This is a genomic window from Bacteroides sp. GD17 (assembly GCF_038448625.1).
Lineage (GTDB): Bacteria > Bacteroidota > Bacteroidia > Bacteroidales > Bacteroidaceae > Bacteroides.
Window position 1 is genome coordinate 29,090 of record NZ_JBCEZS010000021.1, and the last position, 21,949, is coordinate 51,038.

The 21,949-nt window shown below is 47.8% G+C and carries 10 protein-coding genes and 1 pseudogene; 10 read left to right on the top strand and 1 reads right to left on the bottom strand.

The genetic code is table 11. From position 1 onward, the window contains the following. Positions 1-38: 38 nt before the first annotated feature. Positions 39-2,543: a beta-glucosidase gene (locus AAE250_RS22240; protein WP_294601476.1), complete on the top strand. Its 2,505-nt coding sequence runs from the start codon at positions 39-41 to the stop codon at positions 2,541-2,543. A 16-nt stretch (positions 2,544-2,559) separates the two neighbouring features. Beyond that, a complete protein-coding gene (locus AAE250_RS22245) occupies positions 2,560-4,761 on the top strand; it encodes a glycoside hydrolase family 3 N-terminal domain-containing protein (RefSeq protein WP_294601475.1) in 2,202 nt (733 codons plus the stop codon). Positions 4,762-5,053: 292 nt separating this feature from the next. Here AAE250_RS22245 and AAE250_RS22250 read toward each other — a convergent pair whose 3' ends face one another. After that, positions 5,054-5,602 carry an RNA polymerase sigma-70 factor gene (locus AAE250_RS22250; RefSeq protein ID WP_294601474.1) on the bottom strand — a complete coding sequence of 183 codons (549 nt, stop codon included), beginning with the start codon at positions 5,600-5,602 and terminating at the stop codon, positions 5,054-5,056. A gap of 152 nt (positions 5,603-5,754) precedes the next feature. Between AAE250_RS22250 and AAE250_RS22255 the strand changes: the two genes are divergently transcribed. From AAE250_RS22255 to AAE250_RS22290, 8 genes and pseudogenes are all read left to right on the top strand, one after another. Next, entirely contained in the window at positions 5,755-6,765 is a 1,011-nt protein-coding gene (locus tag AAE250_RS22255; RefSeq protein ID WP_294601473.1) for a FecR family protein, read from the top strand. A gap of 115 nt (positions 6,766-6,880) precedes the next feature. Next, the gene (locus AAE250_RS22260) at positions 6,881-10,117 is read left to right on the top strand and encodes a TonB-dependent receptor (RefSeq protein WP_294601472.1); all 3,237 of its coding nucleotides are present in this window, start codon (positions 6,881-6,883) and stop codon (positions 10,115-10,117) included. Between the two features lie 23 nt (positions 10,118-10,140). Continuing rightward, entirely contained in the window at positions 10,141-11,757 is a 1,617-nt protein-coding gene (locus AAE250_RS22265; protein WP_294601471.1) for a RagB/SusD family nutrient uptake outer membrane protein, read from the top strand. Positions 11,758-11,869: 112 nt separating this feature from the next. Then, a pseudogene (locus AAE250_RS22270) lies at positions 11,870-12,979 on the top strand (glycoside hydrolase family 88/105 protein); the annotation flags it as partial. A 1,649-nt stretch (positions 12,980-14,628) separates the two neighbouring features. Then, positions 14,629-15,996, top strand: a complete 1,368-nt coding sequence (locus AAE250_RS22275) for a FimB/Mfa2 family fimbrial subunit (protein WP_294601470.1) — start codon at positions 14,629-14,631, stop codon at positions 15,994-15,996. A gap of 207 nt (positions 15,997-16,203) precedes the next feature. Continuing rightward, a complete protein-coding gene (locus AAE250_RS22280) occupies positions 16,204-16,431 on the top strand; it encodes a hypothetical protein (protein WP_294601469.1) in 228 nt (75 codons plus the stop codon). A gap of 7 nt (positions 16,432-16,438) precedes the next feature. Then, the gene (locus AAE250_RS22285) at positions 16,439-18,370 is read left to right on the top strand and encodes a fimbrillin family protein (protein WP_294601468.1); all 1,932 of its coding nucleotides are present in this window, start codon (positions 16,439-16,441) and stop codon (positions 18,368-18,370) included. 39 nt (positions 18,371-18,409) lie between these two features. Next, positions 18,410-21,883, top strand: a complete 3,474-nt coding sequence (locus AAE250_RS22290) for a leucine-rich repeat protein (protein ID WP_294601467.1) — start codon at positions 18,410-18,412, stop codon at positions 21,881-21,883. The last annotated feature ends 66 nt before the right edge of the window (positions 21,884-21,949 follow it).

The window sequence follows — 21,949 nt, forward strand, 5'->3', positions numbered from 1 at the left end:
TAGAAAGATCGTGAATCAGAAAGATTAACATTCAATTTATGAAACAGAAAATTATTTTTTCATTCATTCTCTCTATATTGACTATCTGCAGCTATGGACAACCGAAGACAATAGGAGAGAACAACTCTTCGTCTGCTTTGAATCTGCATATATACATCACCAAGCAGGCGGAACAGCGCGCTAAAGAGCTAGTATCACAAATGACCTTGGAAGAAAAAATTGATTATATTTCCGGCCCCAGATCATTTTATATCAGAGCTATTCCACGACTGGGAATCCCAGAAATCAGACTGGCTGACGGACCTCAGGGAATACGTAACAACACGAAAAGTACGTTGTACCCTTGTGGTATTTTATCCGCTTCAACATGGAATAAAGAGTTAGTGAGAGAATTAGGACGCGGTCTCGGGCGGGATGCAAAAGCCCGAGGAGTAAGTATTTTATTAGGACCGGGAGTTAATATTTACCGGTCACCTTTATGCGGTCGCAATTATGAGTATTTTGGAGAAGATCCCTACTTAACCAGCGAAGTCGCCAGTCAATATATACAAGGCGTACAAGAAGAAGGTGTGATAGCTACCGTGAAGCATTTTGCTGCAAACAACCAGGAATGGAGCAGACACAACGTCAGTTCGGATGTTGATGAGCGCACTTTACAGGAAATTTATTTCCCAGCTTTTCGCAAAGCTGTAGAAGAAGTACAAGTCGGTGCCGTTATGGATAGCTACAATCCTGTAAACGGTGTGCATGCTACTGAAAATTCTTGGATGAACATTGATATATTGAGAAAGAAATGGGGATTCAAAGGAATTCTCATGTCAGACTGGAGTTCCGTCTATTCCACAGTAGGAGCTGCCAATGGAGGGCTGGACTTGGAAATGCCTACGGGGAAGTTCATGACAAAAGAAAAGTTGATACCAGCCATAAAGAATGGTATTGTAACTGAAGCCACAATTGACATCAAGGTACAGCATATTCTTCAAACTTTGATTGCTTTCGGATGTTTCGATATGCCGAAGAATAGTTTATCCGCAATTAAGGATGATACTCAGTCCAAGGAAACGGCATTGAAACTGGCAAGAGAAGGGGTTGTACTATTGAAAAACAATCATCAGACATTACCTTATCGGAAAGGCAAAACTCTGGTATTAGGACCGAACGCTGATATAATTCCTACCGGAGGAGGCAGTGGATTCGTTACTCCTTTTTCTGTAATATCGGTCTATGACGGTATGCGCAAAATAAGAGGAAACGAGCAGGTGGAATTGCTAACTGACAGCACCTTGTATAAAGACATTTCCCATCAGATTTATACGGATGACAAGTTTACCCACCAAGGATTCAAAAGTGAATATTATACGACCCGTAATCTGAGCGGAGCACTCTTCCTGTCAGCTGTAGAACCTCAAATAAATTATTCGTGGAAATATGATGCACCGTTTGCCGATATGCCTGCAGACCAGTTTTCCGTCCGATGGACAGGAGCTTATCGGGCAGATAAAAATGGGACAATTCAATTCCAATTGGCCGGTGACGACGGTTACAGACTATTTGTCAACGATAAACAGATTACCGGTGATTGGGGTAACCATTCGTTCAGTACACGCAGCGCCTTTATGGAGGTTAAAACCGGAGAAGTATACAGACTTCGCATTGAATATTTCGACAATGTAGGTGAAGCTACTATAAAGTTCCGGGCCGGTATGATGGATGAAAAACATTTGACGGCCTCTTTGAAACAGGCCCGGAATGTGATTATATGTGCCGGATTCAACAGCAGTACGGAAGGAGAAGGCTTCGACCGCCCCTTTGCTTTGTCTCATGGACAAGAATACCTCATCAATAAGGTAGCCTCACTTCACGACAACGTCACCGTAATAGTGAATGCCGGAGGCGGAATTGACTTCCGTAATTGGGGAAAGAACGTTCAAGCCATAATAATGGCATGGTATCCAGGACAAGAGGGAGGACAAGCTTTAGCAGAAATCATAACCGGGAAAATATCACCAAGTGGAAAGTTACCGATCAGTATCGAAGAGAAATGGGAAGATAATCCGGTGTTCAACAGTTATTATGATAATCGTAATGTACCTCACAAACGGGTACAATATGCCGAAGGAATATTTGTCGGATACAGGGGGTACGACCAAACAGGCAAGAAACCTCTTTATCCGTTTGGTTACGGACTTTCGTACAGTAACTTTGCATACAGCAACATGACTGTTGAGAAGTCTGGAGAGAATTGTGTCAAAATCAGTTTTGATATAAAGAATATCGGAAAAACGGATGCTGCAGAAACGGCTCAAGTATATGTTTGCGATATCCAATCCTCAGTTCCACGTCCTCTAAAAGAACTGAAAGGATATGAAAAAGTTTATTTGAAAAGAGGAGAGACCAAACATATCAGTATAACTTTAACTAAAGAAGCTTTCGCTTTCTATGACATCAGCTCTCATCAGTTTATAATAGAACCAGGTGAGTTTAAAATACTGGTAGGACCTTCTTCAGAGAATCTGCCATTGGCAACAATAATCACTTTATAAAAAGTATCAGCCAAATATGAAAAGAATAATCACATTATTATTTTGTTTATGTGGTTTTGGAATCATAAACGTCGCATCACAAACTGTCACAGAAGAAGACTTTATTTCCAATCTGCTAAAACAGATGACATTAGATGAAAAGATAGGCCAATTGGCGCAGTACACATATCGAGGGAATTTCACCGGACCGGATGGTGCAAACATACCTAAAGAAGAATATGTCAAGCAGGGGAAAATCGGCTCAATGCTGAATGTAACAGGGATTAAAGAAATACATAGATTTCAAGAGTTAGCTCTCCAATCGCGTTTACGCATTCCCTTGATATTCGGTTTGGATGTAATTCATGGCTACCGTACCTGCTTCCCTATCCCACTGGCAGAAGCTGCAAGTTTTGATTTGGCGATGATTGAAGAAACAGCCCGCTACAATGCTATGGAGAGTGCAGCCGACGGCCTGAATTGGATCTTCGGACCAATGGTAGACATTTCCTGGGATGCACGTTGGGGACGCGTAATGGAAGGTGCCGGTGAAGATCCTTATTACGGTTCACGGGTAGCGGAAGCGCGTGTCAAAGGCATACAGGGAAACAACCTGGCGGACACCGCTACGGTTATGGCTTGCATAAAGCACTTTGCCGGATATGGAGCACCAACAGCAGGTAAGGAGTATAACAGCGTAGATATGTCGTTAGGACAATTCGCCAATTTCTATATGCCCACTTATCACGCTGCCATAAAAGCCGGTGCGGCAACGGTAATGAGTGCATTCAATGATTTCAACAATATACCTTCTACAGCCAATGACTTCCTGCTCAACCGGTTGCTAAAGCAGCAGTGGGGATTCAAAGGCTTTGTTGTATCTGACTATAATTCCGTAGAAGAACTTGTGAATCATCGCTATGCGTACGACAAGAAAGATGCGGCAGCCAAAGCGCTAAATGCCGGTCTTGACATGGAAATGGTAAGTACATGCTATCTAACCTACCTGAAAGAACTCATACAAGAAGGAAAAGTTAAAGAAAAAACATTAGACAATGCCGTACGCCGTATTCTTGAAAAAAAGCAGGAGCTCGGTTTGTTTGAAGATCCTTTCCGTTACTGCAATCCGGCACGTTCTGCCAAGATACTCAATTCACCAGAAATCCGCAATGCTTCTCTCCGGATGGCAGAGCGTTCCATCGTATTGCTGGAAAACAAGCAATCCGTACTTCCTTTAACATCACAAGTGAAATCTGTAGCTCTAATAGGCGGCCTCTCCAAATCCCAAAATGATATGGCAGGAGCTTGGGCCGCAACAACAGACCGTAGCAAGATTATTACTTTATATGATGCATTGCTCCAAAAAGGATTAGAAGTAAACTACGCCGACGGTTATGACCTGAAGAGTAATCGAATGACAGATTTGCAGAAGACCCTTCAAGCAGCCCGTACCTCAGACATCGTCCTTGTAGCAGTGGGTGAAAGAGCCAATCAAAGTGGAGAAAAAGCTGCCAAAGTAGATATATCTATTCCTGAAGAACAACAAAGATTAGTCTCGGAATTAAAAAAGACAGGCAAACCCGTGGTGGTTCTTGTCATGTGCGGGCGTCCGGTCATCTTCAATGAAATAAAAGAAAAAGCAGATGCAGTATTATGTACCTGGTGGTTAGGAAGCGAAGCCGGTAACGCAATCTGCAATGTATTATGGGGTACCTACAATCCATCGGCCAAACTGCCTATGACATTTCCGGCACATGTAGGGCAAATCCCAATTTACTATCAGTATAAGAGTACCGGACGGCCAACCAGTTTAAAGCAAACTTACACGGCATCTTACATCGACTATTCCACCGAACCTGCTTATCCTTTCGGATATGGTTTATCTTATACAACCTTCGGCTATTCAGATTTGAATGTCTTGCCCGGCAAGAGCCCGGACATACATGCAGAGGTTTCTGTAAAAGTAACCAATCAGGGACAACGCACCGGAGAGGAAATCGTACAGTTATATGTACAGGACAAAGTAGCTTCCGTTACCCGGCCTATCAAAGAATTGAAAGGAATTCAAAAGATCCAAATGGAACCGGGAGAAAGTAAAACCGTTACTTTCCCTATTACAAACGAAGCATTAGGCTTTTATGACAATGAAATGAATTATAAAGTAGAACCGGGTGAGTTCATTTTCATGGTAGGAGGAAGCAGCAATAACTTGCAGCAGATTACTTTTACTCTGAAATAAATGAACCCCATTTAAACGGGTACATATATTAATAAATAAACTCCCCGATGTTAAGGAAAAAAGTTCTTTGCACTAAGAGAAAAGTGTCTTTTTCCAGTAAACAAGTTCTATTCAAAGCGCGCGAACGGATATTCGCAACGCTTGAATATGTATTCGCGCAGTGCGAACAAGCGTTCACAATGCAAAAATAAAAAATATAGCATAGATACTTTATAAAGAGAAACTATCAGAAGATAGTCTGAAACAAGATAAGTAAAGGCAACTGATTCGCAATGAATAGGTTGCCTTTTCTTCAGAATAAATAAGCATACTGATCTCCTAAAAACTTCTTGATATGCTTTAAGGCTTTGGTAATCTGAGCTTCTACTGTCTTAACCGAGATATCCATTTCATCAGCTATTTCCTGATTACTCTTCCCTTCTTCCCTACTCTTGCGGTAAACCTGCTGACACTTGTCGGCAAGCGAACAAACAGCCTCTTCGATCAACTGATTCAACTCGTCCATTTCTACAGAAGTATCAGCAGATAAATCATAGATACAGTTTACCGACTCTTCAACAGGAACCGTAACTTTTTCATCCCGCAGAGCATTCAGACACCGATTGCGTGCTGCTTGAAAAAGATAAGCTTTAAATGATATTTTAAGTATCAACGTAGCCCTATTCTCCCATAAATTCATAAAAATAGTCAGAGCTATTTCTTCCACTTCCTGCTTGTCTTTCAGATAAAGGGACATGAAGCGGCAAAGTGAAACAAAATAAGTGTCGAAAAGATGCTTGAAAGCCTTTTCGTCATCTTGCTTGATCAACTTCAATAATAGAATATCGTCTTCTGCTGACATACTTAAAACGTATTAGACCAGGAATATTTGAACGGCAAAGTTACTAATATTATTTGTTCTTGGAAATTTCTAAAAAAATAATTAGTTTTCGAATAAGGGTTAAACCGCAATGATGTGTCATATATACGAAGGCCTAAAAAATTATCATGATCATGAGAAAAAGTGTTCCTTGGAATTTAATTATTCCTAAGCTGAAACAGGAAATTTCCGCAGACGAAGAGCGGCAATTGGAAATTTGGTTGCGCAACAGTAATAATGAAGCGCTATTCGAAGAACTGCAACTGCTATGGGAGAAAATTCAGGCAAACGTAGAAAACTATACGCCAAATACTGAATTTTATTGGAATGAACTTGTCAACCGCATACACGCCGGTGAATCCAAGCAGAAAGAAGAAAAAACTGCGAAGAAACGCTTTGAGCTGAAACGGATGTACCGTTACGCAGTAGCTGCTTGTATAGCCATTGCTATAGGTTGTTCATTCTACATCGGTTTCCTTAACGGACAACCGGAACCTATGCCACAGTTATACTCCAATTTGTCGGGTAAGTCGAAAGTTCTCCTTCCTGATGGCAGCGAAGTATGGATGCATACAGAGACAGCTTTACAATACGAATCCCAGATGAATGGGAAAGAGCGTATGGTAAATGTTACTGGTGAAGCCTACTTCGACGTGACACACGATGCCAGGAAACCTTTTATCGTGCAGACAGAAGGCATGCGTATCGTGGTACACGGGACCAAATTCAACGTCGATGCATTTCCCGGTTCGGAAAATACATTAGTAAGTTTGATAGAAGGTTCTGTCTCTTTGGAAACCAAGACAGAGAACCGTTTTCTCCGACCCGGTGAAACGGCAACCTTCAACCGGAAGACCCAGACGCTCAAGGTAGAAAAAGATGATGTGCAGTTTGCCTCCTCGTGGGCCAACAACCAGATTGTATTCAAGAACCGTTCATTGGGAGAAATTTGTAAGTTCCTCTCCAAGTGGTATCGGGTAAAGATAGATTTGAGCCCCGCATTGTCCAATAAATATTTCTATACGTTCACATTGCGTAATGAACCGTTGGATGAAATACTCCGCATCATGGCACGCATACAACCGATGAAATATACCTTTAATGAAGAGAATGAGTTGACCATTTCGTTTGTAGATACAAAATAAAAATGAAATAATAACTAATAAAAATGCCTATGCAAGAAAAAGAAATGGAAATACACACAATTTTATAACTGAATAAACAAACAGCCTTACATTAATCTTTAAATTTTAAATTATTATGAATATAAGAAAGCAACTCATCATTCTTATACTGATACTCTTATGTGCACCGGTTTCTGCACAAAAAAAGGAGAAACTAATTACACTGCAATTCAAGAATATTCCATTATCGGAAGCAATGCCAAAAGTGGAGAAAGCAAGTGGATACACTTTCTTTTACGAATCGCAACAAGTAGACGTAAAGCAAAAAGTAAGCTTGACGGTAAAGAATGAAACTATCGACAAGACAATAACAACCCTGCTGAAAGGGACAAACATTAAATTCGAAATCGACGCAACACATATTATCCTATATACCGGAAAGAATAAACAAGCAAGCGGACAAACACAAAACGTAACAGGAACAGTAATCGACGAAAATGGTGAACCGATTATCGGAGCCAATGTTATGGTAGTAGGAACAACACAAGGTGTAATTACAGACCTCGACGGTAAATACAATATCAGTGCACCGGCTGGAAGTAATCTGAAGATTTCTTATATCGGTTTTGTAACCCAGATTGTAAAAGCCGGAAGCAAAAGTACCATCAAGCTGGTAGAAGACAGCGAAACACTGGCCGAAGTGGTAGTAATCGGTTACGGTACACAACGCAAGTCCGACTTGACCGGAGGTATTGTATCTGTTGACCAAAAGAAGTTGAACATGATAAACAGCAGTAACCTGATGGATCGCCTTGCCGGGCAGATTCCAGGCTTGAGTGTTACCACCGGAGATGCAAAACCGGGAGCAGACCAAACTCTGCGTATACGTGGTGAGAATTCTTTGAGTGCCGATAACTCCCCCCTCGTTGTACTGGATGGTATTCCTTACAACGGTTCTTTGAGTGACATCGACCCGAATATTATTGAAAGTCTGAGTGTTTTGAAGGATGCCTCAGCAGCAGCCATCTACGGCTCACGTGGTTCTAACGGTGTTATTCTAATCCAGTCAAAGAAAGGTAAAAAGAATGCACCGCAGGTAACGTATAAAGGACAATTCAGAATATCACAGCCTCAACAGACCGTAGACGTGATGACCCCTGATGAATATATCACTTTCAAACAAGACATTGCTCGCCTGAAAGATGGATGGAGCGGTGATCAGTTGGCGCCTGAAAACATCCTGAGTGCCAGTGAACTTATTAACTACAAACAAGGTATTACAAACGACTGGCAGGATTTGATTTTCCGCAATGCTTTCACAATGGAGCATCAGGTAGGTATCTCCGGAGGAACAGAAAGTACCACCTATATGGGTGCCGTTTCTTACCTGGACCAGGAAGGAGTAGTTTACAACTCTGCCATGAAACGTTACAACCTCAATCTGAACGTAACGCAGGTATTAAACAAGTGGCTGACTATCGGTGTACAGACTCAGTTTGTGCAGAGAGATGGCGGTGGAATTACACCAAACATCGAACATGCTGTAAAACAAAGCCCTTACGGCATCTACAAAGATGAAAACGGTAATTATTACGAAGAACCCATGGATCAGTCATTGATCATCAACCCAATGGCAAACGTCAATGCCGACCAAGACGTTACAAACCGTAACTTCTTCCTCAATACCTACGCCGACATTCTGCTGCCGGTGAAAGGTCTCTCTGCCCGTACTACTTTCGGTTATAACTATCGTAGCACCTTCAACGGTACATATTATGGTCGTGATACAAGAGACGGTAGAACAGCCAGCGGTAAAGCCAGCATTAATAACGAGCACTACTGGGATTATACTTGGGAGAATTTGCTCAAATACAACCATGAATTCGGTAAACATCGTTTCGATGCAACCGGCTTATTCAGCGTACAACAAACTCAAAAGAAAAAATCAGGCGCATCTGCCGAAAGTTTCGTGAACGATGATTCCAGTTACCACAATATCAACGCTGGTGAAAACAAGAAAACAGTAACTTCAAACCTGTCAGAGACATCCATGCTGTCTTATATGCTTCGTTTGAACTACTCTTACGCAGGCAAATACATGTTAACTTTGACCGGACGCTCCGACGGCTATTCTGCTTTCGGTGCAAACAACAAGTATGCCTTCTTCCCTTCTGTAGCCGCAGCATGGAACATCGCTTCCGAGAATTTCATGGAAAGTGCACAAAGTTGGCTGGACCAACTGAAACTCCGTGTATCTTACGGTTCTAACGGTAATCAGGCAATCAGCCCTTATCAGACTCTGGACCGTCTACACCTTACTAATTACATCTGGGGCGACGGAGGAACTGGTGTTAACGGCGCTTACCTGGCTAACGACGGTGTAGGAAATCCGAACCTGAAATGGGAAACAACCCAAACATTCAATTTCGGTATCGACTACTCTTTCTTCAACGGTCGCATCAACGGTGCCATCGAAATGTATGTTGCCAACACTAAAGACTTGTTGATGAAGCGTACCGTACCCATTATGAACGGTTACATGACTATTTGGGATAATGTAGGTAAAACCCGCAACAAAGGTGTAGAAGTTACTTTGAACACTGTAAACATCCGTAAGAAAGATTTTGAATGGAGCACCAGCATTATCTTCTCATTGAACCGCGACAAAATCGTAGACTTGCGTGGCGATAAAAAAGATGACATTACCAACAAATGGTTCATCGGAAAACCTCTGAGAGTTTACTATGACTACGATGTCGACGGTATTTGGCAAGAGGGTGACAAATTTACTTATACAGCAGCCGACGGTACTGAAAAGGAAATCCAGAAAGGTGCCAAGCCCGGTTCTGCCAAAGTAAAAGACGCTGATGGAAACGGCTATATTGACTCTAAAGATAAAGTAATCATCGGTTCCAAAAACCCAAGTTTCCTGATGTCTATGGGAAATACACTGACTTATAAAAATTTCTATTTTTCATTCCTGTTGAACGGAACATTCAAGGTAACCCGCGAACTGAACGAAGCCAACATCGGAAGTTGGAGCTATAATCTCTATAATTACCTGCATGATGCCGACTATTGGACACCCGAGCATACCAATTCAAAATATGCCTCTCCGGTTTACAATAACTTCGACGGTCACAGTTACTATAAGGACTTTACATACATCCAGATCAAGAATATTACACTGGGTTACAACTTCGACAAAAATTTTGTAAAGAAACTTGGCCTGGGTGGTCTGGGAGTCAACCTCAGCGTAGAGAACCCTTATACATTCTGCGACATACGCAGCGTATTGAACTATGATACAAGCTGGTTCGCCTCCTATCCTACCGCACGTTCTTACGTATTGGGACTGAACTTAACATTCTAAATACACTTAAATATATATATACAATGAAGAATTATATATCAAAAGCAACCTTAGCTCTTATAGTAGCTCTGTCTGCTACCAGCTGTTCCGATTTTCTGGACGAAAAACTGAAAAGTGAGCTGGCTCCGGACAATACATATACAAGTACTTACGGATTTGAAGTCGGTTCTACCGGCCTTTACGCTGAAGCGCGTTCCGAATACAATACCTGGGGTGAAAACGGTGCCTTTATGCACAACTCGGCTTGTCCTTACGAAGCCCTGCAAATTGCAACAGACCTCGCTACTATGGGGACCAAAGACGGATCTATCCAGCCTTTCGGTTACCTGACATTAACTCCGAATACCGGTATTGTCGGTTCTTACTGGAAATGGGCCTACAGTTTGATTGCAGGAGCCAACGAAATGTTGAAGTACTCGGAGTTAAATACAAACTGGGATAAAAGTACCGACAAAGCTCTTTATCAGGCAGAATCGCGTTTCTTTCGCGCCTATGCCTATCGTACACTTGTCTATCTGTATGGCGACGTTCCTTATGTAGACAAGATTCAAGACCAGTTCAGGATCGACTTCACACGTACCCCGAAAGCTGAAGTGATTGCAAACATGATAGAAGATCTGAAATTTGCTGTTGAAAACCTGCCAGAAGATCCCGACGCAGTAAAGGTCGGTAAGCTGACCAAATGGGCTGCCGAACACTTATTGAGTGAAGTTTACCTGATGCAAGGTGACTATGACAAAGCAGCAACCGCCGCCCAAAATGTCATCAACTGCGGTTATTTCCATCTGATGAAAGACCGTTTCGGGGAGAAGGCGAAAGCAGAGGGTGATGTATTCTCCGACTTATTCGTCGAGAATAACCAAAACCGTACTTCCGGCAATATGGAAAGTATCTGGGTGATGCAGTTCGAGTACAATACTACCGGAGGTGGCACTAACTCTGATGATTGGACACGTCGTGCCTGGGAACCCAAGTATTTTGAAATTACCGGTTTCACGCTGGCCGATACGTTAGGTGGCCGCGGACTCGCACAATTGGTTCCTATGAAATGGTGGATTGGTGAAGATGCCGGCTTCTTCGATGAAAACGATATCCGTAATTCAAACTATAACATCAAGCGAGACTGGTATTACAACAACCCTAACACACCCGATTTGTACGGTCAGAAAGCTAATATTACAGATGAAAGCTGGTTTACAACTTTCCGCCTCTATCCGGCCTTGACAAAGTTCTTCTATGGCCGTTCGGAAAATCTGCAACTCACCGGTTCGTACCGCGACCGCATGAAGTTCCGTCTATCCGAAACTTATCTTTTGCTCTGCGAAGCAAAACTAGGACAAAATGATATCACAGGAGCCCGCGAAGCTATCAATATTGTACGACGCCGCGCACATGCTCCTGAAATCACAAATAACGAAATGACAATGGACTTCTTGCTAGACGAACGTATTCGTGAACTGGTCGGCGAAGAATCACGCCGCTTTACCTTGATAAGAACAAACAAACTGTTGGAACGTACCCGTAAATACAACACCGAATCCGGTCCTGCAATGCGCGACTATCATGCATTATGGCCGATTCCGCAAAATATTATCGACTCTAACACTGGTGCAGAATTCCCACAAAATGACGGTTATTAGTAGGCATTTCATATAATATAGGTAAGAGATAGTTTTCAAGATTCTCATAAAGGGAATTGTCCGCGTCCGTTGAGAACAAAGGCAGTTCCCTTAATTTATTTAATCAATGATTATGAAAGTATACAAACAAGTTATTTCAACAGTCTTCCTGCTCGTTAGCACGACAATCATGGCACAAGTACCATTCAGCAAGACTGTAGTAAAAAATAAAATGAAACAAGTGGCTGATTGGCAAATCGCTAATCCCAACACTTCTCATGAGCATCACGACTTGGACTGGACCCATGGAGCACTCTATGTAGGTATGGCTGACTGGGCAGAGTTATCGGAAAAAGAAGACAGTGACAGTACCTACTACCAGTGGCTCTACAAGATAGGTAGGCGAAACGACTGGCAACCGTACAAACGTCTCTATCATGCTGACGATATTGCCGTATCGCAATCTTATATCGATTTATACCGCAGATACAAGAAAGAAGAAATACTGGCTCCCACTTTAGCACGTACGGAATGGATTGTCAACCATCCTTCCAACAATACCTTTAAACTGGAATATGGCAACAACAAAACCTTGGAACGCTGGACCTGGTGCGATGCTTTATTCATGGCACCGCCGGTATATGCCAAACTGTACCGCGAAACCGGTAACAGAAAATATCTGCAATTCATGGATAATGAATACAGGGCTACTTACGAGTACCTATTCGATAAAGAAGAAAATCTCTTTTATCGTGACTGGCACTACTTCGACAAAAAAGAGGCCAATGGCAAGAAAGTGTTCTGGGGACGTGGTAATGCCTGGGTATTGGCCGGACTGGCAGAAATCCTGCAAGAACTTCCCAAAGACTTGATGGAGCGTACATATTACGAAGAATTATTTGTCAGATTATGCACCCGCATTGCCGCATTACAGAGTGAAGACGGTTATTGGCATGCCAGCCTCTTGGATCCGAGCTCTTACCCCTCACCCGAAACAAGTTCCACCGGTTTCTTTGTATATGCCCTCGCTTATGGCGTAAATGCAGATCTTCTGGATGCAAACGACTTTATGCCAGTCATCATCAAGGGATGGAAAGCGCTGACAGATGCAGTAGATGCAACGGGAAAACTTGGCTGGGTACAACCTATCGGTGCCGATCCGCACAAAGTAACCCGCGACATGACCGAAGTCTACGGTGTTGGTGCCTTCCTGCTGGCAGGATGCCAAATATACAAGATGGCTATAGACACAGAAGCCGATTATATAAAGATATGGCCGGATAAAAAAAGTATGTTGGGAAATCCGCTGAGTGGCTGGGTAGTGTATGCCAATGAAAATGTCAGTGATGACTTCTGGAAAAAATACGACCACATTTACGTACCGGAAGAAGGCACAACTGTAGAAATATCCCAATATGCACGTACCATGTATATACGTACTCATTGGAGTACCTTCAACCCGGCCGAAGGCGTCTACGGGTGGGATACCAATGAGAAGTTGAAAAAAGTAATTCAAGGGGCACTCGACAGAGGCATGCGTCTTTCTTTCCGCGTAGTAGTCGACAGCCGCGACAGAATGAACGAAGCCACTCCGGCTTATGTTTTCGATGCGGGAGCCAAATACTATACAGACAAAGGCAAACGCTCACCCTATCCCGATGATCCTATCTTTCAGGCAAAATATACAAAGTTCATCGAAGCATTCGCCAAAAAGTACAATGACCCCGATCTCGTAGAGTTTATAGATGGGTACGGACTTGGCAAATGGGGCGAAGCACACACCATGAAGTACATTGATCCCCAAAATCGCGAGGCTGTATTCAACTGGATCATCGACTTATACCTCAAAAACTTCACCAAGATTCCTTTGGTCATCAACTATCACCGTTGGATGGGTGCAGGCAAAGACTGGGCAGGAGAAGAAAACTTCGATCCCGACAGCAAACGTCTGCTCGACAGTGCTTGCGAGAAAGGCTTCTCTCTGCGCCACGATGCTTTTGGCATGAGGGAGTATTACGGCCAATGGGAACGTAACTATGTGAAACCTTGGCTCATGAAGCGCCCCGTCTTGCTTGAAGGTGGGTGGATTGTGAGCAAGCACCCTTATCATAACGACCCGAGCGGTTACAGAACTCCCAAAGATGTCCGCATCGGTGAATTTGAAGATGGTAAAGAAGCTCATGTCAATATGATGGACTTCCGTGTAGGAGATGAAACCATGAGTTGGTTCCGCGATGCATATCCGCTCGTTGAACGCTTTATATCGGAAGGAGGATATCGTTTATACCCTGATTCAGTCGTAGTACCCAAAGAGATAAAGAACGGTTCAAAAATAAGAATAGCCCACCGCTGGAATAATTTGGGATGGGGGTATTGTCCTACCAATATTCCGCAATGGAACCAGAAGTATAAAGTAGCTTTTGCTTTGCTGGATAAGGAAAACCAAGTAGTTTGTTCCTTTCTTGATTCCCAAACAGATCTTTCTGTATGGATAAAAGGCACTCCTGTTACCTATGAATTTACGCCCAACGTTCGAGGCATAAAGAAAGGTGAATATACCTGGGCTGTTGCCTTGGTCGACACAACCAAAGGAAATGGCAGCAATATAAAAGGCTTGAACATAGCAGCCAAAGGAGATATTACAGCTGAAGGTTGGTTGAAGCTGAGAAATGTGTCAGTTAAGTAAAACAAGATAAAACGCCCTTTACCCCTCAAGGCTACACCCTTTGCCTCGGATGGCTACACCATTTGGGGCAAAGGGTGTAGCCCTTTTTAAATCCGGCCGCATCGTCGAAAAATATACAACGAAAGGAACACATATATTTTATAAAATAGTTGCATATTCACTAAAATAAGCAGATATTTGTCAATAAATACATAATAACTCCGACTATGAATAAGCAAACACTCCCATCACACACATCTCTACTATACATACTCGTGTATCTTTTGATATCTTCTTGTGTTAACCATATTGACGAAGACGAACCTGCCCAGATTCCTGCTATGCTGACAGTGATAACGCGCAGCACTTTTTCCCTGCCCTATCCATTACAACTTTATGCCTTCGATGCCTCTACCAAACAACTGGCAGCCCAAACGACCGTTGCCGATGAAAGCGCCGGCTCCTCACTATCATTGTCCGAAGGCAATTACCACCTTGTTGCCCTAGCCGGAACACAAGACTGCTCTTTCCCGAACACTACCTCACTAAACAACGTTATCAGCCTGCCCGAAACAAACTACGCCCGGCACGCCTTAATGACCGGAAGTGCAGACGTCACCATAAACGGCGATGCCACTGCGGAAATCCGGATGTCCTACTGCATGGCAAGCATCAGCATCACTTTAACCGACATACCGGAGAATATCACAGCCGTCAGCCTACTGCTCTCCCCTCTCTACAATACGATGACTTTCGCAGGTGACTACGCCGGAAGTAAGACAGTCGCCATAGCCTGTAATAAAGAGAACGGTGTGTGGAAAGCCAATACATTCTACACTTTTCCAGCAAACGGGCAGAAAGTGACTCTTTCTATCGAAATGACCGACAATAGTAATCAAAAGCAAACCTACGGATATACCTACAACGGGACATTGGCTGCCAATACACCCTACAACCTTTCGGGCAGCTACAAAAAAGGGTTCACCGTCAACGGAAATATCACTGCCGATGGTTGGAATAAAGCCGAAAACATCAACTTCACGTTTGGTACAGAGAGTGATTCAGGTAGTGGGGACGATTCAGGTTCGGACTCAGAAGATACCGACGACAACTATACCATAGATGCCATACCCACCGCCAGAAATATGTGGAACGGACACTACATAGCCGCCATACAGAATAAGACCGCCACCGGTGCCGACTTACTGCTATTGAGCCTCCAAGAGTGGAAGGACGTGGCATCCGCCAATACCAAAAAGGCGGAAAGAGTAATAGAAGCGGCAGATTATGCGAAAGATTACACTGAAGGGGGAATCACCGGTTGGAGCATCCCTACTACCGGAGAAGCGAAACTGATAAAATCCAACTGCGGTGGAAGCCTTCTGAATGCCGCCAACGCACTGCTGACCGATGCCGGTGGCGATGCCTTGACCGGAAGCGATAAAGACACCCACGGCAACGACGTGCGCTACCTCTGCGAAGATGCCACCTACAGTTACGAGTTGAAAGGTGTCACGGGCAACATTACGCAGGCCGGCGACACCCGTACCTACTACCTGCGCGTAGTGAAAATTGTGCATGTGGTATTAGTTTAACATTTTATCAGTGAAATACGCCCCCAAAAGGGGGGGGTAGATCCTCTTTTTCAAAAAATGCCCATTTCATCGAAGAATTGAGCCCTCACGTGACATAAAAATGTAGAAATCCCCTGAGAGAGCGATTGAAAATAATGACAAAATGCAATAAACTCAGGACAAAATGCGAGACTTTTCCATTTCAGAATACTGATATTTGTAAAAAATATGAAAGGGAAAGACATGGGCAACTACATTATCCTCACTGCACTGATTACAACCATCCTTGCGTTAATGGCTTTAATCATCCTGTTCCTGCACTGCCGGAAGACAAAACGGGAGTATGAACGGAACATCATGAAGCGGATTCATGAACAAGATTGCATCGCCAGGGAGCTGGAGATTATACGCATCGAAAAGGAAACACTCGAAAAAATACTTCAAACTAAATTATAAGAACATCATGTACAAGACAATGAAAAACTTCACACTGATCGCAGTAGTAGCAGTAGCCTTGATAGCACTGGCAGCATGCGACGAGAAAGAAACGAACGGAAACCAGGCACAACAGCCCATAGCCGTACAAGTAACAAACGCAGCAATCGTGACAAGCACAGGCAGCAACACCGACATGAGAAGCAACACAAGAATCCCCGGGGCCGTCACCCGTGCCACAGATACCGGCTGGAAGGCCGGAGACGCCATCGCACTCACCCTGTTCAAGACAGGTACTGCAACAATCGTCGACGGAAAAACAGCCTACAAGTACGTCTGTACCGATGCAACTGGAAAGTTCTCTCCTGCCGATGCAGCGAACACCGCCTACTATCCGGCCGGAGAAGAGAAGACAGACGTTATCGCCTTCTATCCCTATCGGGAAATAGATGCAGGATTGCTGATACCCGTCAGCACCACCGACCAAAAGGAACCGGGTAAGCTGGACCTGATGGTAGCAGAAAAAAGTACGGGGCACAGCGCCGACAATCCCGGGGTGAAACTATCCTTCAGTCACCGACTGGTGAAACTCTCCATCACCGTAGACCGTGAAGTATCCGCAGAGAAGGTGGAACTGGACGGAGCCTCCTTGACGATAGAGGGTATCGCCACACGGGCTGACTGGAATCTGGCAGACGCCACGCTTCATATTAATAAGGAGAGCAAGGCTGATATCAGCATACCGGCCACCTACAGCGCAACAACGACCACTGCAGGCACAGGCGTGACGGTAGTACCGGGACAGCTTGCCGCCACAGCCATCGTGTTGCCCGCAGCAGCCGGCCAGGGAGTAAAGCTGAAACTCACCACCACCGCAGGACAGACCTTCGAGGCAGCGCTGCCTGCCACAGCGGCACTAGTGGCCGGAACTGTGAACACCCTGCGCATGCATCTGCAGCAAGCCGAAGCAACGATTGAAGCAACCGTGACAGACTGGGTCACCGGCATCACGGCAGACCTGCCAGCACTCAACATCGCAGGCATCAATACAAGAAGCGGAGCGGGAAGCGGGACAACACTGAGCCCCGCCGATGGAGACGAGCTACAGGTGATGCTATTCAAGGCAAGCAACGCAACGACAACGCCCGATGCGATGACCGGTTACACGTATTCGGCCGGCAGTGTCTGGACCAGCACCACCCCCATCTACTGGGATGGATTTGCAGCGACGGAGACGGGTATTGGCGTGCGCGGGCTCTTCACACCGGCAATGGCGGTCGATGCGGCAGCCATGGCCAAGGGAGAGTATGAAAAAGATTACCTCCTAGCACTACCCGGCAATCCGACAGCGACCGATAACCTGATTGACTTCGGCCAGAAGTTGACAATAACCATGACGCACGCCACAGCACAGGTGCGCGTTGAGTTGGCCCCCAGTGCCGGCTTCACCCTCACCGAACTGCAGGACGACGCCACCACGCTAGTCTTATGCAGCATCCTGACTCTGGAAGGAAGCGATGCCAGAAGCATCGCTCTGGCCGGCATCAGCCCGAAAGAGTTCATGGGTGAGGCTTCGGAAGCACCCACCACTACCAACGGCGTACCTGCAGGCTTCACGCCCGCAGCCGATGTATTGACCAACGCAGCTACCCTGAAAGCCGACAATTCCGTAAAGAACGCCGACGGAAGCATCGCCACCCCCGCCACCGCCGTAACTTTCACCGCGCGCATCCTGCCGCAGAAGTTTGCAGCGGGAACGCAGATGGCGAAGCTCACCATTGCCGGACAGACGTACACCATGACCGTGCCTGCCGGAGACGGATGGACAATGAAACCGGGTGTAATAAACACGATAAAAGCGAGCGTTTCGAAGTCCGGCATCAATGTGGCGGACGGGGCTATTACCATCGCGCCCTGGGACAACACGCACACGGGAAGCGGAGAGTTCGAGCTCGACTAAAGAGCTCGTGTCATTGTATAAACGATAAATAGAGCCATTATGAAGAAGATAATAAAATCCGCAGCATTTGCGTTGATAGTGACGACGGCCTGTATACTCGCCGCCGCCTGCACCAACGACGACCTCAACAGCCCCGACCCGGCACGCACACCGCTTGCCATCACTGAAATTGGCATAGGAGGAAGCAACCTTAACGCCTCTCCCGCCACACGTATCGCCACCGACCCCGCCTCCGGCGCACAAAGTTGGGAGGAGGGCGATGCCATCCGCGTCCTTGCCACCCTGAAGGACGGCACCCAAGTCCCCGGCGCCACCCTGAACCCCGACGGCACCACCACCGCCACGTCCACCTATATATATAAGGTAGGCAGCGGATGGACGCAAACCCCTGCCGCGGGCGAAACCACCCTCTACGTGGACGACGTGCAGAGCGTCTCCCGCGTAGAGACTTACGGCGGACGGACGCAGTACGACCCCGCCACGGACTACCTGATGCAGGCCGACCCGGGCGCGGGAGGAAACCCGTCCGCCACCGCCCCAGCCACCTACACCCCCGGCGACAACTACCGACTGAACGACCTGCTGGCCGATGACAGCCCCGTATTGGGAGGAAGCACGAACGGAAGCACAGGCAGCGGCACGAACGGCAGCCCCGCCAGAAACTCCCTCTCCGCCACCCTCGCCCACCGACGCGTGGACCTCGTGCTGCGTGTGGCGGACGGTGCCGCGGCGCCTTCCATCCACGCCCTGCCCGCCGGTGCTTACTTGCTGGTGACTATCTCCGGCAACCGCACCATCACCGCCTGGTTCGCCGGGAAAACGAAGGATGAAGACTCCGCCAGCCCCACTGCGGGCAGAGAAGTCAGCACCTTCCGCGCACTGGTGGAGCCGGAGGACGTGCCGGGGGTGAAGGCGAGCAGCCGCGTAGCAGCCGATTACAGCCGCGCAGCCTCCGATAGCAGAAGTAACTCCGCCCCCACCTACTCCCTCCCCGCCGGCCCCCACGAGCTGGGCACCCTCGTCTATCCCGGCCCGACGGATGCAGCCGCCCCCGACCCCTCTGCCACCCCCCGCGAGAAGCGCCTGAGCGCGAAATACACCCTCTCCGCCACCGCAGCCACCCCCCTCGCCGCGGGCGACCGCATCGTCATCACCGCCACCTTCATGGACAACCTCGACCAACTGACGGCCGACAACGTGAAGATAGCCCCCTTTGAGGACGGCAACGGGCCCGACGGGGAGCACGTAGTGACCGGCGAAACAGCCTACGGCAACGGCCTCCAGCCCCTCAGCCCCGACGTATTCAACGCCGAACGCACCACCTGGGTGGTCTCCGGCGGAGGAACCGACGAGACCGACGCCCTCGTGCTGAAGAACGTACGCGATGCGCTGAGCCGCCTCGACGACACCGACCCCACGAACCAGGGACGGATTGACCTCGTGCTATCCGACGTGGGCAAGCTGCCCAAGCGCGCTGACTTCATCGGCGCCCTCGCTGGCTGCGTCCTGCTGCGCAGCGTCAGCGCGCCACGGGTGACGGAAATCGAAGCGTACGCCTTCGACAACTGCACCGCCCTCACCACCGTCAGCCTGCCCAGCGCCACGGGCGACATAGGCGAATACGCCTTCTACCATTGCTACGCCCTCACCACCGTCAGTCTGCCACTCGCAACGGGCAACATCGGCAAATACGCCTTCAGCAGCTGCTACGCCCTCACCACCCTCAGCCTGCCCAAGGCGACGGGGGACATCGGCGACTACGCCTTCTATGCGTGTAGGACACTACAGACCATAGACCTGTCCGCCATCACCGGCAGCATCGGGGAGACCGCCTTCACCAACTGCAAAGCCCTCACCGCCGTCAGCCTGCCACTCGCCACGGGCAGCATCGGGGAGAACGCCTTCAACGGCTGCAAAGCCCTCACCGCCGTCAGCTTGCCGGGCATGACGGGCAGCATCGGGGACCACGCCTTCAGGGAGTGCGAGAACCTGCAGACCCTCAGCCTGCCCGCCGTCAAAGGAAGCATCGGAGCGTATGCCTTCAACGGCTGCTCCGCCCTCACCTCCGTCAGCCTGCCACTCGCCACCGGCAACATTGGGGAGAACGCCTTCGCCATGTGCATGAAGCTACAGACCGTAAACCTGAAGAGCATCACCGGAAGCATCGGGAAGGACGCCTTCTACAGCTGCTCCGCCCTCACCGCCGTCAGCCTGCCACTCGCCACGGGCGACATCGGCGACTACACATTCTACCAGTGCGGGAAACTACAGACCATAGACCTGCCCGCCATCACCGGAAGCATCGGCGAGAGTGCCTTCTACGAGTGCGAGAAGCTACAGACCGTCAGCCTGCCCGCCGTGACGGGAAATATCGGCACGAGCGCCTTCAGCGGCTGCAAAGCCCTCACCAGCCTCAGCCTGCCCGCCGTCAAAGGAAGCATCGGAGCGTATGCCTTCAGCAATTGCATCGCCCTGCCCACCGTCAGCCTGCCACTCGCCACCGGCGACATCGGCGAATACGCCTTCTACTGGTGCGGGAAACTGCAGACCATAGACCTGCCCGCCATCACCGGAAGCATCGGGGAGCAAGCCTTCATCAACTGCGCCGCCCTCACCTCCCTCAGCCTGCCACTCGCCACGGGAGACATCGGCGAGTACGCCTTCATCCGCTGCGAGAAGCTCACCGACATCAGCCTGCCACTCATCACCGGCTACATCGGCAAGGAAGCCTTCTACGGCTGCAAGCTGCTCAAGGAAATCGACCTGCCGCTTGCCGCCGGAGAAAGCGACTTCATGAACGATGACGGAAGCGGCACCATCGCCCCGAACGCCTTCTACGGCTGCGGGGAGCTTGAGAAAGCGAACCTGCCGCTTGCCACGGGCAGCATCGGGGAGGAAGCCTTCTACGGCTGCAAGAAGCTCAAGGAAATCGACCTGCCCAAGGCCAACTACAGCATCGGCCAGAGCGCCTTCGAGAGCTGCAAAGCCCTCACCACCGTGAAGCTCCCCGGCGTGGAGTACCACATCGGCAGGAGAGCCTTCGGCAGCTGCGAAAGCCTCACCACCGTGGACCTCTCCGGCGTGACGGGCGACATCGAGTATGAAGCCTTCAAAGGCTGCGCCAAACTCAAGACCCTCAGCCTGCCCGAAGCAAGTGGCTACATCGGGAGTAGCGCCTTCGATGTCTGCATCAGCCTCCAGACCCTGAGCCTGCCCAAGGCGCGGCGCTTCGACGGCTCAGTCTTCAGCCGCTGCGGCAGCCTCACCAGCCTCGACATCTCCGGGGTGACGGATGTCGAAGACATCCCTGAAGACACCTTCGCGCAATTCGACGACAAAGGCACCCCCCAGTCCCCGAAGTGCGACCTCGTGCTGAGTGCCGCGCTGTACAACGACGATACGTTGGTGACCTCCAGCGCGGGCGGCACGAAGAACACCTTCCGCGGCCTCGTGTGGAAGAGCATCAAGCCCGCAGCAGCAGCCAACGCCGCCAACCAACGACCCAATCGATAACCCGCTAAAACGAACGAACGTATGAAGACAAATAGAATGATACTCGCCGCAGCAGCGGCAATGACC